At 66.1% G+C, this 14521-nt stretch carries 12 protein-coding genes; 3 read left to right on the top strand and 9 right to left on the bottom strand.

Translation table 11 applies throughout. From position 1 onward, the window contains the following. Nucleotides 1-117: 117 nt before the first annotated feature. Complete coding sequence (locus PA6_RS07910) at nt 118-354, top strand: hypothetical protein (RefSeq protein WP_021700378.1); 237 nt, start codon at nt 118-120, stop codon at nt 352-354. A gap of 61 nt (nt 355-415) precedes the next feature. Here PA6_RS07910 and PA6_RS07905 read toward each other — a convergent pair whose 3' ends face one another. The 7 genes from PA6_RS07905 to PA6_RS07875 all read right to left on the bottom strand — a co-directional run bounded on the left by PA6_RS07905 (nt 416) and on the right by PA6_RS07875 (nt 11784). After that, nucleotides 416-3469, bottom strand: coding sequence for a multidrug efflux RND transporter permease subunit (locus PA6_RS07905; RefSeq protein WP_021700377.1), 3054 nt, complete (start codon nt 3467-3469; stop codon nt 416-418). 74 nt (nt 3470-3543) lie between these two features. After that, nucleotides 3544-4671 (bottom strand): efflux RND transporter periplasmic adaptor subunit, encoded by a 1128-nt coding sequence (locus PA6_RS07900; protein ID WP_021700376.1) that lies wholly within the window; start codon nt 4669-4671, stop codon nt 3544-3546. A 201-nt stretch (nt 4672-4872) separates the two neighbouring features. Continuing rightward, the gene (locus tag PA6_RS07895) at nt 4873-6498 is read right to left on the bottom strand and encodes a methyl-accepting chemotaxis protein (protein WP_021700375.1); all 1626 of its coding nucleotides are present in this window, start codon (nt 6496-6498) and stop codon (nt 4873-4875) included. 175 nt (nt 6499-6673) lie between these two features. Beyond that, entirely contained in the window at nt 6674-7768 is a 1095-nt protein-coding gene (locus PA6_RS07890; protein WP_021700374.1) for a DUF1513 domain-containing protein, read from the bottom strand. Next, nucleotides 7769-8830, bottom strand: coding sequence for an imelysin family protein (locus tag PA6_RS07885; RefSeq protein WP_021700373.1), 1062 nt, complete (start codon nt 8828-8830; stop codon nt 7769-7771). A 10-nt stretch (nt 8831-8840) separates the two neighbouring features. Next, nucleotides 8841-10253 carry a di-heme oxidoreductase family protein gene (locus PA6_RS07880; RefSeq protein ID WP_021700372.1) on the bottom strand — a complete coding sequence of 471 codons (1413 nt, stop codon included), beginning with the start codon at nt 10251-10253 and terminating at the stop codon, nt 8841-8843. A gap of 193 nt (nt 10254-10446) precedes the next feature. Beyond that, the gene (locus PA6_RS07875; RefSeq protein ID WP_021700371.1) at nt 10447-11784 is read right to left on the bottom strand and encodes an imelysin family protein; all 1338 of its coding nucleotides are present in this window, start codon (nt 11782-11784) and stop codon (nt 10447-10449) included. A 174-nt stretch (nt 11785-11958) separates the two neighbouring features. Here PA6_RS07875 and PA6_RS07870 point away from each other — a divergent pair, with 174 nt between their 5' ends. Beyond that, nucleotides 11959-12528, top strand: a complete 570-nt coding sequence (locus tag PA6_RS07870) for a LemA family protein (protein WP_021700370.1) — start codon at nt 11959-11961, stop codon at nt 12526-12528. Nucleotide 12529: 1 nt separating this feature from the next. Further along, nucleotides 12530-13447 carry a GIDE domain-containing protein gene (locus tag PA6_RS07865; protein ID WP_021700369.1) on the top strand — a complete coding sequence of 306 codons (918 nt, stop codon included), beginning with the start codon at nt 12530-12532 and terminating at the stop codon, nt 13445-13447. A gap of 6 nt (nt 13448-13453) precedes the next feature. Here the strand turns inward: PA6_RS07865 and PA6_RS07860 are convergent, their stop codons facing one another. Next, nucleotides 13454-13948, bottom strand: a complete 495-nt coding sequence (locus tag PA6_RS07860; protein ID WP_021700368.1) for an RDD family protein — start codon at nt 13946-13948, stop codon at nt 13454-13456. 122 nt (nt 13949-14070) lie between these two features. After that, a complete protein-coding gene (locus PA6_RS07855) occupies nt 14071-14283 on the bottom strand; it encodes a cold-shock protein (RefSeq protein WP_021700367.1) in 213 nt (70 codons plus the stop codon). Between the last annotated feature and the right edge of the window lie 238 nt (nt 14284-14521).

Below are 14521 nucleotides of genomic sequence, written 5' to 3'. Positions count from 1 at the left end.
CAGATGAGCGCCGATCCCCAGGCCGACACACCACTCGTCGGTCGGGGCGTTGCCAAGGAATGGTCTGAACTAGTTTTGTTGTTAGGCGTTTGGCAGCGCTATCAAGGGGTTATCGAAATGAAATTAGAAATCGCTAGAGGATTGTTCCTCGTCGGTGCCCTCAGTGTCACGGCCCTGGCTACCGCCGCCTGGCAGGAGCCGGCGCCGCGGGTGCTGGATGCCGCCAGCTGTGGCGCACAGCCATGCCCGGTGGTGTCCAGCCGCCATGTGGATATCAGCAAGATCGAAGCCGACAGCGACAATCTGCTGCTGCTGGTATACGGCCTGTCCCATGCCATGAAGGCCGAGCAGTAATCGAGCTCGGTGTATGAAAAAAGCCCCGCCTAGGCGGGGCTTTTTTGTGGCGGCTTAAGGCTCAGTGAGCCGCTACGCCGGCGGGCTTGGGGGCTTTGTCCGGGCTGGCCAGCAGGGTGTAGACGCAGGGCAGCACGAATAGGGTGAACAGGGTGCCGATCGACATGCCGGTGGCGATCACCAGGCCGATGTCGAAGCGGCTCACCGCGCCGGCACCGGTAGCGAGGATCAGCGGTACCATGCCGAACACCATCGCCGCCGTGGTCATCAGTACCGGGCGCAGGCGGATCGAGGCGGCTTCCTCGATGGCCTCGCGGATGCTCAGCCCTTTCTCGCGGCGCAGCTGGTTGGCGAACTCGACGATCAGGATGCCGTGCTTGCTGATCAGGCCAATCAACGTCACCAGGCCTACCTGGGTGTAGATGTTCATGCTCGAGAGGCCGAGGAAGATCGGGATCAGCGCGCCGCAGATCGACAGCGGCACGGTGACCAGGATCACCAGCGGGTCGCGGAAGCTCTCGAACTGCGCGGCCAGCACCAGGAAGATGATCGCCAGGGCCAGGCCGAAGGTGGCATACAGCGCACTGCCTTCCTGGATGTACTGGCGCGAGGCGCCGGCGTAGTCGAAGGTGTAACCGCGCGGCGCTTCCTCGCGGGCAATCTGCGCCACCGTATCCACGGCTTCGCCCATGCTGACGATCGGCACGCCTTCGATGATCGCCGCGTTGAGCTGCTGGAACTGCTTGAGCTTGGTCGGCCGGGCGCGGTCGCTGACCTTGATCAGGGTGCCCAGGGGTACCATCTGGCCGCTCTCGCTCTTGACGTAGTAGTTGCTCAGCCAGCCCGGATTGTCGCGGTAGGCGCGTTCGACCTGGGCGATCACCTTGTAGCTGCGGCCGTCGATGGTGAAGCGGTTGACCTCGCCCTCGCCGAGCAGGATGGCCAGGGTGGCGCCCAGATCCTGCATGGATACGCCCATCTGCGCGGCCTTCTCGCGGTCGATATCGACCACCACCTCGGGTTTGTCGAACGCTAGGTCGACGTTGAGGAAGGCGAACTGGCCGGACTCCATGGCCTTCTGCTTGACCCGTTCGGCCACCTGCAGCAGCGACTCGTAGTCGTTCGGCGTGTTGATCACGAACTGGAACGGCAGGCCCTCGCCGGTGCCGGGCAGCGACGGCAGGTTGAAGCCGAAGATCTGCAGGCCGGGGATGTCGTTGAGGCGCCCCTGGACGATCGGCAGCAGCTCCATCTGGGTGCGCTCGCGCTCGTCCCAGGGCTTGAGCAGGAAACCGCCGATGCCCGCCTGCACGCCGTCGAAGCCGTTGATCTGGAAGGACGAGTAGTACTCGGGGAACTCCTTGAAGATCTTCACGAACTGGTCGGTGTAGGCGTTCATGTAGTCGAGGTTGGTCGGCTGCGGCGCGTTGGCGAACAGGAACACGATGCCCTGGTCTTCCTCCGGCGCCAGCTCGCTCTTGCTGAACATCAGCAGCACCGGGATCAGGCACAGCACGATGACGGCGAACACCACCACCACCGGGCGGGTATTCAGGGTGCCGTGCAGGGCCTTCTGGTAGCGGCGCTTGAGGCGGTCGAAGATCTGGTCCAGCTTGTGCGCCAGGCCCGAGGGGTTCTCCTCGTGGCGCAGCAGCTTGGAGCACATCATCGGCGACAGGGTCAGCGCCACCACGCCGGAGATGATCACCGCGCCCGCCAGGGTCAGGGCGAACTCCTTGAACAGGGCGCCGGTCAGGCCCTCGAGGAAGCCGATGGGCGCGTACACCGCGGCCAGAGTGATGGTCATCGAGATCACCGGCACGGCAATCTCGCGGGCGCCCTCGATGGCCGCATCGAAGGGCGTCTTGCCCTCCTCGATGTGGCGGTGGATGTTCTCCACTACCACGATGGCGTCGTCCACCACCAGGCCGATGGCCAGGACCATGGCCAGCAAGGTCAGCAGGTTGATCGAGTAGCCCATCAGCTGCATGAAGAACAGCACGCCGATCATCGACAGCGGGATGGTGATCACCGGGATCAGCACCGAGCGGAATGCGCCGAGGAACAGGAAGACCACGACGATGACGATCAGCACGGCCTCGGCCAGGGTCTTCACCACCTCGTCGATGGAAGCGCGGATGAACTCGGTGGCGTCGTAGGCGATGGACACCTTGAGGTTCGGCGGCAGCTGCGCTTCCAGCTCCGGCAGGGCGGCGCGCACGTGCTTGATGACGTCCAGCGGGTTGGCGCTGGGTGTGCCCTTGATGGCGATGTAGACGGACGGGATGCCGTCGAACGAGCTGATCGAGTCGTAGTTGGCCGCACCCATCTCCACCCGGGCGATGTCACGCACCAGCACGCGGCTGTCGCCATCGGTCTTCACCGGAATGGCGCCGAAGGCCTCGGGCGACTTGAGGTCGGTGGTGGCGTTGATGCTGGTGACCACGTACTGGCCCTTCACTTCGCCGGCGGCGGCGAGGAAGTTGTAGCGCTGCACGGCGCTGGTCACGTCAGTGGCGGCGATGCCGTAGGCGGCCATCTTCACCGGGTCCAGCCACAGGCGCATGGCGAATACCTGGTTGCCGAGGATCTCGGCTTCGGCCATGCCGGGCAGGGTGGCCAGCTTGGGCTGGATCACGCGCGACAGGTAGTCGGTGATCTGGGGGTTGGACAGCTGGTCGCTGTAGAAGCTGACGTACATCAGCGCCGAGGCATCGGCCGCTTCCTTGGACAACACCGGGTCCTCGGCATCCTGCGGCAGCTGGTTCTTCACCTCGTTGGCCTTGGCCAGCAGCTCGGTGAACAGGCGGTCGGTATCGGCACCGATGCGCGCATAGATGGAGATGGTGGAGAAGTTCTGCTGGCTCGACGACGTCATGTAGTCGATGCCTTCGGCGCTGGCCAGGCTCTGCTGCAGCGGCTGGGTGATGTAGCCCTGGATGGTCTCGGCATTGGCCCCGGGGTAGGCGGTGGTCACCGTGATCAGGGCGTTTTCCATCTGCGGGTACTGGCGGATCACCAGTTTGCTGAAGGCCTGGAAGCCCAGCAGGATGATCAGCAGGCTGACCACGGTCGCCAGGACCGGGCGCCGGATAAAGGGATCTGTGAAAGCCATGCTTGGCTCCTGGAGTCTGAGTCGGTGCGGGCTGCTGGTGCAGGCCCGCCCCTGTGATCAGTGCTGGCTTGGGTCTACTTGAGGACCTGGGCCTGGTCTTCGACGATGGCCACGTGGGCGCCGTTGTCGAGCTTGAGCTGGCCGGCCGTGACCACCTGCTCGCCGGCCTTCAGGCCCTTGAGTACCAGGACCTGGCCGTCGCGGCGCTCGCCGGTCTCGACGAAGCGGCGTTCGACCACCAGGCGGGGCTGGCCCTTTTCGTCCTTGACCACGGCGCCCTGGTCGTCCTTCTGCTCGCCGATCACGTACACCGAGTTGCCGTAGAGGGTGTAGGTGATGGCGGTTTCCGGTACCAGTACCTGCGGCTTCTCGCCCGGCAGCAGAACCTCGAGGTTGGCGAACATGCCCGGCAGCAGCTTGTTGTCCGGGTTGGGCAGCATGGCGCGGACCTGCACGTTGCGCGTGGTTTCCTCGACCTTGGGGTTGAGTGCGCTGATCTCGCCGCTGAAGACCTCGCCCGGGTAGGCGGCCAGCGACAGGCGCACGCTCTGGCCGATGGCCAGTTGCGGGTAGTCCTGCTCCGGCAGGAAGAAGTCGACGTACAGCCTGGACAGGTCCTGCAGGGTGGCGAAGGAGGTGCCGGGGCTCAGGTAGTCACCGGTGTCCACCTGGCGAATGCCGATGGTGCCGGCGAAGGGCGCGAGGATGCGCTTCTTGTCCAGTTCGGCCTTGAGCTGGGTGACGCTGGCCTCGGCTTTGAGCAGTTCGGCGTTGAGACGGTCGAACTCGCTCTTGGAGATGGCCTGGCGCTTGATCAGGTCCTGGCCGCGCTGATATTCGACGCGGGCCAGGGCGCGCACCGCCTCGGCGGTGGCGAGGATGGCGCGCTCGACCTCGCTGTCCAGCTGCAGCAGCGGCTGGCCGAGGGTGACCTTCTCGCCGGACTGGAACAGCACTTCCTTGACCGTGCCCTGCACCTCGGCCGTCAAGTCCACGCCCTGATACGCCTTGAGCGTGCCGATGGCCGGCAGACGGCTCTGCCAGGGCTGCTCGCGGGCGACGGCGGCAGACACGCTGATGGCCGGCTGTGGCGCCGAGAACATCTGGATCTGCTGGTAGATGGAGAAGCCTTTGTAGGCGGCGAGGGCGAGCACCACGGCGAGTACGACGCCCAGCATGATCAGCATGCGGCGGAGCAACATATTCCGGTTCCTTGGCTGGGCAGAAGGGGCCTGGGAATAGGCAAGACGGGCACCATAGTGCCACTTGACCGGCAAGTCAAAAGCCTGGCGTTTGCAAAAGTTTGCCAGGCCATTATGACGCAACAGATCGTTGCAAGAACCACACAGATAGCCGTAGAAACGCTACATCCCTGTATCGTTTCGGCGCAACTCGCCTGCCGCTCAGGCGGTCAGGCGCTGGGTGACCTCGCTCAGCTCGCCGGACAGATCGTGCAGGGCATGGCTGGCGGCCTGGGTGCGTTCGACGTTTTCCTGGTTGGCGCTGGCGATGGCGGTGATCTCGGTGAGATTGCGCGAGATGTCCTCGGCCACCGAGGTCTGTTCCTCGGCGGCGGTGGCGATCTGCCGGTTCATGTCGCGGATCGCCTCCACCGCGCCGGTGATGCGCTGCAGCATGGCGCCGGCTTCGGTGACCTGGGTCACGCCTTCCTCGCTGCGGCTCTGCCCGCTCTCGATGGCACGCACGGCGTTGAGCGCGCCGGTCTGCACGGTATCGATGATCTGGTTGATCTCGGCGGTGGACTCGGCGGTGCGCTGGGCCAGGTGGCGGACCTCGTCGGCCACCACGGCAAAGCCGCGGCCCTGCTCGCCAGCCCGGGCCGCCTCGATGGCGGCGTTGAGCGCCAGCAGGTTGGTCTGCTCGGCGATGCCGCGGATCACTTCGAGGACCTTGCCGATGCGCCCGCTATCGGCCTCCAGACGGCGGATCACCTCGGCGGTGTTGGCGATCTCGCTGCGCATGCCGGTGATGGTCTGGATGGTCGATTCCATCACCTTGCCGCCCTGGCGGGCCGAGCTGTCCGCATCATCAGCCGCATGCGCGGCCTCGACGGCATGACGCGCCACTTCCTGGGCGGTGGCGGACATCTCGTGCATGGCGGTGGCGACCTGGTCGGTGCGCTCGAACTGCTCGTTGATGCCCAGGGTCATGCGCGAGGCGATCTGGTTCAGCTCGCCGCTGGCGTTGTTCAGGTTGCCGCTGCTCAGGCGCAGGCTCTCGGTGGTGCTGGCGAGAAAGTCGCGCAGGGTGTTGGCGGCGCGGGCCAGCATGCCCAGCTCGTCCTGACGCGAGGAGTCGACCCGCTGGCCGAAGCGGCCGTGGCTGAGCTGGTCGACATGGCTGATCAGGTGGCGAATCGGGATGATCAGGTGGCGGTTGACCAGCCACAGGCTGAACAGGGCGATCACCACGCTGGCGGCCAGCATCACCAGGCTACCCAGCAGGATGGTGCGTTCGGCACCGGCATTGATCTGCTTTGCCTGCGCCAGGCCCTGCTCGTGCAGCTGGCTGACCAGCGCGCTCATCTGCTCGCTGGCGGCACGGTCGATACCCTTGACCGCGGCATCGCCGGCCTTGCTGTCGCCACCGGCGGCGACGAAGGCATCGCGGCCCTTACGGTAGTTGGCGCCGAGGGTCTGGTGCTCGCTGCGCAGGCGCTCGACCTGATTCTTCAGCGCGGCATCATCGCTGGCCAGTACGGCCAGCTCGCCGAGGATGTCCTGCACCTTGCGCTCCTGGGCCTCGAACTGGCTCCAGTACTTGTTCAGGCTGTCGCTGTCCTGACCGCGCAGCAGGACGTTCTTCCACTCCTGCACCTGGATCTTGAATTCGACGTTGGCCGAGTCGATCAGCCGGGAAGCTTCCAGCGGCCCCTCGAGCAGGCCGCGATAGGCCTGCATGCCGCCGGAAAGGAAGCTGAAGCAGGCCAGGGCGGTGATCAGGATCAGCGCCAGACTGCCGCCGAGCAGCGCGAGAATCTGTGCGCGCAGGGATTTTTGCAAAAACATGGGGGGGGACCTCGTGGCGGGTAGTAACCCTCCGCCACCCGAGTGGGTGGCGGCATTGCGGATATCCCTATCCGTCGGCGATGACAGGCCGGTGACAGCGCCTGGCGCTGTCGACTTCAGTATAGGTCGGCACTGTGTGGCTGGCCTTGAGCCTTCGGCGGGGACTTTCTCCGCGTCAGGCCAGGCGCAGGTGGTTGTCCCAGAGCCCGGCAGGCAGCTCCAGCGGGCGCACGGCGATCTGCTCGCCGCGGCAGTCGTAGAGGCGGCAGCGACCCTGGCCGGAAGTGACCACGAAGCCGTCGGCCACCGCGCCGACCCCGGCGCAGTCCGGCAGCGGGGCGTCGAGCAGCAGCTCGGTGCTGTCCAGGTTCCAGATGAAGAAGCGATTGCCGCGTGGCGCAGTCAGCGCCAGCAGGCGCAGCTCGTCGTGGATCGCCAGGCTGGCGGTGTACTGGTTCATCGCCGCGCGCTGTGCCTCGCCCAGGGGGAAGGGCTGGAAGGCCTGGCCAGGGCGCTTGATCGCCAGCAGCGGCACGCTGTCCTGCGGATCACCCTCGTACTGCTGGCCGGAGACGATGGTGCCGTCGGCGGCCACGGCCAGGTGACGCACGCTGTTCATCCGCTGCGGCAACTGCTCCTTACTGATCAGGCTGCCATCGCGGCGCATCAGCACCAGGCTCGGCTCCATGGCATCGAGGTTCATCATCACCCGGCTGTCGGCCTCGGTGCGGATGCCGCCGTTGGCCACCACCAGCTCCTCGCCGCCGGGCAGCCACAGCAGCTGGTGCGGGCCGACGCCATGGGTCGCGTGCTCGCCCACCCGCTGCAGCTGGTTGTCCTGCAGGCGATAGACGCCGAGTACGCCACGCCCGGGCTTGCGGGTGTCGTTCTCGGTGCTGTAGAACCACTCGCCGTCGCGGTGGAACAGGCCGTGGCCATAGAAGTGTCGGTCCTGTGCCGAGGCCAGCGTCTGCAGCAGGCGGCCGTCGCGGGTATCGATCAGGTAGCTCTCGCGGCTTGGCCGGCGACCGACGAACACCGCCAACGGCAGGCTGGGGTGCGGCACCACGTCGTGGCAGCGCTCGGTGACGCGGGTGGCGAAGGCCTTGCTGCCGTCCAGCCGGTAGCCGACGGCATAGTGGTGGCCGTCGGCGTCGTCACGGGCCGATAGCAGCAGCGGCTGTGGCCCATGGCCGAGCAACTTCCAGCCGCCCAGTGCGCCGGCCGCCAGGGCCAGGCTGCCGAGGCCGAGAAAGGCTCTGCGCTTCATTCAGTCACCGTCGTGGGCGTTGAAGCCCAGTTGCACGCCGAGCACCTTGGCCAGCTCGCCGCCCTGCAGGCGATGGATCTGGTTGAGGTTGTCGTAGAAGGCATTCAGTTCGGCGCGACCAGCCTCGTCGGCGAGCATCTCGCCAAGCGGACGCTGCAGCGCGGCCAGCTGCTGACGGGTGCTGGCGTACTGCTGGTCGATGCGCGTGGCCAGCGCCTGCTGGTCGTCACCGAGCAGGCTGCGCAGGCCGTCCTGGTTGGCGCCCAGCCACAGGCGTTCGGCACTGGCCAGGGCCGCGGCGAGGCTGGCCAGGCTGGCATTGCTGCGCCAGAACTCGGCCTGGTAGGGCTGCGGTACGCCCTTGCTCTGGCGGCCAAGGGCGGCGCCGAGCTTCTTCTTCATGCCGTCGAGGGCGTTGACCTGGGCGCGCAGCAGTTCGGCCACTGCCTCGGGGGCTTCGGCGTAGCGGGCGTTGGGGAATGCGCGCAGTTGCGCGGCCATGCCGTCCTTGGCCTGCCACTGCTCGAGCACGTCGCCGGAGAGCTTCTGCTGGTGTGCGCCGATGCCGATCAGCAGCGGACAGTAGCGGGCCTTCTGGTCGGCGTCGGAGAGGTCGATGGCGGCGTCGAACAGCACGTATTCATAGGCGGTCAACCCCTGCAGCACCACGCTGGCCTGTTCCACGTCAGCCTGGCTGAGCTGCGGCTTGTTCTTCAGCAGGGCCTCGACCTGGCGTTGTACCAGGTTCTTCTTGTCCGGCCAGAACTGTACCTGCCAGGCGCGGTTGCCTTCGGCCAGCGGGCCGACCAGCAGCGGCTGCAGGGCTGCCCAGCTGGCCGCGTCGGTGAGGAACACCTGTTGCGCGGCGCCGAGGTCCTGCTGGCCGGCGCAGAAGGCCTGGGCGCTCTCGGCCAGCTTCTGGTTGGACTGGTGCCAGGCGCCATAGGCCGGCAGCAGCACGCTGTCGGTGAGCGCCGCGCTGACGCGCTGCTGCGGGTCCTGCGGGCTGCAGGCGGCGAGGCCGAGGGCGAGCAGGGCGATGGCGAGGGGGGAGCGGTGCATGTCGAACTCCTTACAGGGAGTTGAGGAAGGCCAGCAGCGCGCCGCGCTCGCTGGCATCGAAATCGCTGATGGCCTGACGCGCCTGTTCGGCTTCGCCGCCATGCCAGAGGATGGCCTCCAGCAGGTTGCGCGCACGGCCATCATGCAGGAACTGGGTGTGGCCATTGACCGTCTCGGTCAGGCCGATGCCCCAGAGCGGCGCGGTGCGCCACTGCCGGCCACTGGCCTGGAACTCCGGGCGGTCATCGGCCAGGCCGTCGCCCATGTCGTGCAGCAGCAGGTCGCTGTAGGGACGGATGGTCTGCCGGGCCAGTTCCGGCTCGGCGGCATCCGCCGCAGTCACGAAGCTGGGCGTGTGGCACTTGGCGCAGCCGGCGTCGACGAACAGCTGCTTGCCGCGGCGCACCTCCAGGGCGTCCACGTCCCGGCGCGCCGGCACCGCCAGGTTGCGCGTGTAGAACAGCACGCTGGCGAGGATGTTGTCGCTGACTTCGGGCTCGCCGCCGTGCGGCATGGCGCGGCAGTCGGTCTGCGCCGCCGTGCATTCGTCGTGGGGCAGCAGGCGGGTGGTCAGGCCCATGTCGCTGGAGAAGGCGTGCACGTTCTGCTGGTTGAGGTTGGGCTGGCCGGCCTTCCAGCCGAAGCGGCCGAGCACGGTTGCGCCACGGGCATCGTCCCAGACCCGGTTGGCCACCCCGCGGATGCCGTCGCCGTCGCGATCCTGCGGGTCTTCGCCGGCCAGGATCGCGCTCTCCGGAATCGCTTCCAGCAGGCCCAGGCCGATCATCGGCGGGGCTACCCGGGCGGAGAACAGGGTGTCGGCGTGCATCTCGCCGTAGCCGAGCTGGCTGATCCGCAGGCGCGGCTTGCGCAGCTCGACCTGGGTGCCGTCGCCGAGGGTCACCGTGAGCAGGTCGTACTCCACGCGGACCTTGCCCTCGGGCGCCACGCCGGGGTTGCTCATGTCCTGCAGCTGGCCGCCGTAGACCGGCTCGGGCACCACGCCCTGGCGGCGCAGCAGTTCGGCGTGCGCGGCCGAGTCATTCGCGGGAATGGACAGGCGTACCAGCATCGAGGCGGCGCTGGCGGCGTTCGCCGCCGGCGGATGGCCGCGGCCGTCCTTGATATGGCAGTTCTGGCAGGCGTTGGTGTTGAACAGTGGGCCGAGGCCGTCGCGCGCCGTGGTGGTGGATGGGGCGATCACCCAGGGGTTGCGGAAGAAGCTGTTGCCCACCGCGAAATCCAGGCGGCGCGACGGTGACAGGTTGGCGGAGGGCAGGGAGAACGCATTGCGGTCGCTCTGGCGCACCGTGGTGGCGCCGCCGGACAGGGCTTCGCCAGGTTCTGCCGGTGCCGGTGTGCGTTCGCAGGCCGAGAGAAGCAGGGCCAGCGGCAGGAGGCAGAGGCGCAGCGCGGAGGGCATCGGGAACAACCTGAGCGGATAATCAGGCGGGCAATCTTAGCAGGCTAATGGAAGTCAAATAAGAGGGATTAGCGTTTGTGCCTCGGCCAGATTGTCGCGGGCCGCTGCTGTGTCGGGTGCGGGGCGTTGCTTGCGCGCATAAAAAAACGGATGCGCCTTGTGGGCGCATCCGTTCCGGACAGTTCTGCGGGTATCAGAACTGGTGATCGGCGGTGTCCGGGTTCAGGTCGCTGATACCCAGGGTGGCGGAGGCCTTCTCGATCGCAGCGGTCTGCTTGACCAGGGCGGCGATGGCATCGCGGACCTTCTGCTGGCCTTCGTTGTTCTCGGCGGCGATCAGTTGGTCGAAGTGCACGTTGTCCTTCTCGGCGCTGTCGACCAGCACCTGCAGCTTGGCTTCAGTGGCTTCCAGGTCGGCCTTCAGGGTGGCATCGGCCTGGGCGTCCAGCTTGGCGACCAGGGCAGACAGGCTCGGGCCGCTCAGGGTGGTGCCGTCGGCCTTCTTGTATTCGCCCAGGTAGACGTTGCGAATACCCTTGCCGTTGTAGAAGTGCGAGTTGTGGGTGTTGTCGCTGAAGCAGTCGTGCTCGTCTTCGGTGGAGTTGGCTTCCAGAGCGACCTTCATGCGCTCGCCGGCCAGCTCGCCAAGGGACAGGCTGCCCATGCCGAACAGCATCTTGCGCAGGCCGCTCTCGGCCGGCTCGGCCTCCAGCTTGGCGCGGTAGTTGTCGGCGCTGCCGGCCTGCCACTGCACGACCATGCTGTCCAGGTCGGCGACCAGCAGGTCGGTGGCGGCTTTCAGGTAGGCGCGACGGCGTTCGTTGTGCTCGCCGGTAGCGCCGGCGCCGACCAGGAAGTCGCTGGCCGGACGGGCACCGGCACCCGGGTTGGTACCGTTCAGGTCCTGGCCCCAGAGGAGGAACTCGATGGCGTGGTAGCCGGTGGCGACGTTGGCTTCGGAACCGCCCAGCTCGTTCAGCTCGGCCAGCTTCTCGCCGGTGATTTCGCTGACGTCGATCTTGTCTTCGCCGACCTGGAGGGTAGTGTTGGCAATGATGTTGGCACTGGCGCCGGGGTTGCCCAGGGCGTGCTGGTAGTCCTTGGCCACGTAGTCGATCAGGCCCTCGTCCAGCGGCCAGGCGTTGAGCTGGCCTTCCCAGTCGTCGACCACGGCGTTGCCGAAGCGGAAGACTTCGGTCTGCATGTAAGGCACGCGGGCAGCCAGCCAGGCCTGCTTGGCGGCTTTCAGGTTGTCTTCGCTGGGGTTGGCCAGCAGGGCATCGATGGCGCTCTGCAGTTGTTTGCCGGTGCTGGCGGCATCGCTGAATACGGCGAGGGCGAGGTCGGCATAGTGGCTGACCACGGCCTTGGCGGCGGCTTCGTCGACCTTGCCGGCGGCTGCGCTGCTGGCCGTGGCTGTGGCCGGTGCGGAGGTCTGCGGTGCGGCGGCCTCTTGCTTGTCATCGCCGCAGCCGGCGAGGGAAATGGCGAGAGCCAGCAGGCTGGCGGTGGCCAGGGGCATGCGAGTCATGGCGAAGTCCTTGTGTAGGTATTGGGAAAGCCGTGCAAATGCACCGGAAAACCGCTCAATAATGCGAAAGATTTGCATTTCATGCAAAGGCGATTTGATCTCGCCTCGCGCATCAGGCAGTGGACGCGTTGCCCGCCCTCGCTAGAATGCCGGCAGTTCACAAGGAGTGTTGCCATGCTGACCACTGTTGTCGTTTTCGTCGTGCTGTTTCTTCTCGCCGCCTGGGCGGTGGTGCTCTACAACGGCCTGGTGCGCCTCAAGCACGGGGTGAGCAAGGCCTGGTCGAACATCGACGTGCTGCTCAAGCAGCGCCACGATGAGCTGCCCAAGCTGGTAGAGACCTGCAAGCAGTACATGCAGCATGAGCGCACGACGCTGGAGCGCGTGATCGCCGCCCGCAGCGCCGTGGCCAGCGCCCGCGAGCAGCATGACGTGGGCGCCCTGGGCAAGGCCGAGAGCAGTCTGCGGGCCGGCCTCGGTCAGCTGTTCGCGCTGGCCGAGAACTACCCGGATCTCAAGGCCAACGACAGTTTCCAGCACCTGCAGCAGCGCATCTCCGGTCTGGAGAATGCCATCGCCGATCGCCGCGAGCTGTACAACGAGGCGGTCAACCTCAACAACGTGCGTATCGAGCAGTTCCCCGACGTGATCCTGGCGCGCATGTTCGCCTTCAAGGCGGCTGAACTGCTGCAGTTCAGCGAGGAAGAGAAGGCCGACGTCGACCTCAAGTCGCTGTTCAACTGAGATGGATGTTGGTGGGCTGGCCATCAGCATGGCCTTCAGTGTCGGCGCCTGCGTCGGTGGTGGCTGGTGGTGCATCAAGCGCCTGTCCGAGGCGCGCTTCCTGCTCAACACGCCCACGTCGAAGATCCGCTCGGCGGCGCAGGGTTACGTCGAGCTGTATGGCGTGCTGGACGAGCTGCCCGACGGCCAGCTGCGGGCGCCGCTGACCGGCACGCCGTGCCTGTGGTGGCGCTTCAAGATCGAAGAGTACGACGACGATGGCAAGCGCAAACGCTGGCGAGTGATCGAGAGCGGCGTCAGCGAGGCCCTGGTGCGCCTCAAGGACGCCACTGGCGAGTGCCTGATCAACCCCAAGGGCGCCGAAGTGCGGCCGAGCACGCGCCAGGTCTGGAGCGGTAGCGAACGTCATCCGCGCGGTCTCAGTGAGGGCGTCGGGTTGCTCGGCATGCTGTTCTCCGCGGGCAGCCAGTACCGTTACACCGAGGAGCGCCTGCATGTCGGGCAGCCGCTCTACGCCATCGGCGACTTCCGCACCCAGGGTGGCACCGAGGCGTTCGACCTGACCCTGGCGCAAGGGGCGGTGGTGCGCGAGTGGAAGAGTGATTTCGCCGGCATGCTGCAGCGCTTCGACAGCAATGGCGATGGCCAGCTGGACCCGGCCGAATGGGAGCGCATGCGCGAATCGGCAAGAGTCGAGGCGCAGCGCCGGCAAGTCGGGCGTGGCGAGGTGCCGGTGCATCACCAGCTGCGCAAGCCGGGCGAGGCCTACCCCTTCATTCTCTCCAATTATGGCGAGGATGAGCTGGCTCGCGGCTTCTATTGGCAGGCTGCCGGCGGGGCGCTGCTCTGCTTACTGGGCGCACTGGCCAGCGCCTGGCTGGTCGGCAATGTGCTGCTGCCGGGGCTGGCCGCCGGCTGAAGCCGGTTACTTCTTGTGGATGTTCTTTGGCAGCTGGACGACGCGGCTTTCCGAGTAGATGTCGTGCCAGCTGCGCTTGTCCTTGTCCCACAGCACCCAGAGAAAGCCCAGGCCGCAGAACAGCCAGGAACCGATGGCCACCACGAAGCGCAGCAGCGCCTGCCACAGGGTGATGGCCGAGCCGTCGGCGTTCTGGATGCGCAGGCCCCAGACCTGCATGCCCAGGGTCTGGCCGTTGTGGGTCCAGAATTTGGCGAAGAAGCCGAACAGGCTCATGACCAGCAGGGTCGATAGCAGCGGGTCGCCGTCCAGGGCGCCGGCATCGGACATCTGACGCAGCTGCTGCTCACCGACGATGGCCATCTGCGCCATCTTGTAGAGCAGGGTAACCACCATCAGCAGGGCGATGCTCAGCAGGAAGTCGTAGAAGATCGCGGCGCAGCGGCGGATCAGTCCGGCGCTGGGGAATTCGCCCTGGGGGCGCAGCATGTGCTTGGGCATGGTTGGCTCGGGTGCAGAGAATTGCGCGGGATTGTACGGGGTGTCGGGAGCTGGAACAAAAAACGGCAGGCGAAAAAAAGCCCCTGATGTCGCCATCAGGGGCTCTTTCGTAGCAGCAGCGATTAGCCCAGAACCTGGACCTTATCAGCTTGCATGCCTTTCTGGCCTTGCACGGCTTCGAAGGTGACCTTCTGGCCTTCTTTCAGGCTACGGAAGCCCGAACCTTCGATAGCGCGGAAGTGCACGAACAGATCCGGACCGCTCTCGGGGGTGATGAAGCCGAAGCCCTTCTCGTCGTTGAACCACTTGACGGTGCCGGTTTGACGATTCGACATTGTCTTATTTCCTTGAAACTAGAGTTGATGACAGCCTCGCGGATTTTTGGCGCACGAGGGCTGGAACTGGTTGCAGAGAGTAAGAGAAGTCGAGCGGGATGTAGCGGATCTAGGATCTACTGCACCAGGTCACGATTCAAGGCGACCCATGCAAACACAGTTGACCCACTCTACGCTAACTCAAACGGATTTGCCAACCCCCCTGAAACAGCTGATTCCAGAGGCTTTGCAGGCAGTT

This window comes from Aquipseudomonas alcaligenes NBRC 14159 (genome assembly GCF_000467105.1).
GTDB classification, from domain to species: domain Bacteria; phylum Pseudomonadota; class Gammaproteobacteria; order Pseudomonadales; family Pseudomonadaceae; genus Aquipseudomonas; species Aquipseudomonas alcaligenes.
Note: the sequence above shows the minus strand (reverse complement) of the source record. Positions and strands in the feature narration are given on the sequence as shown.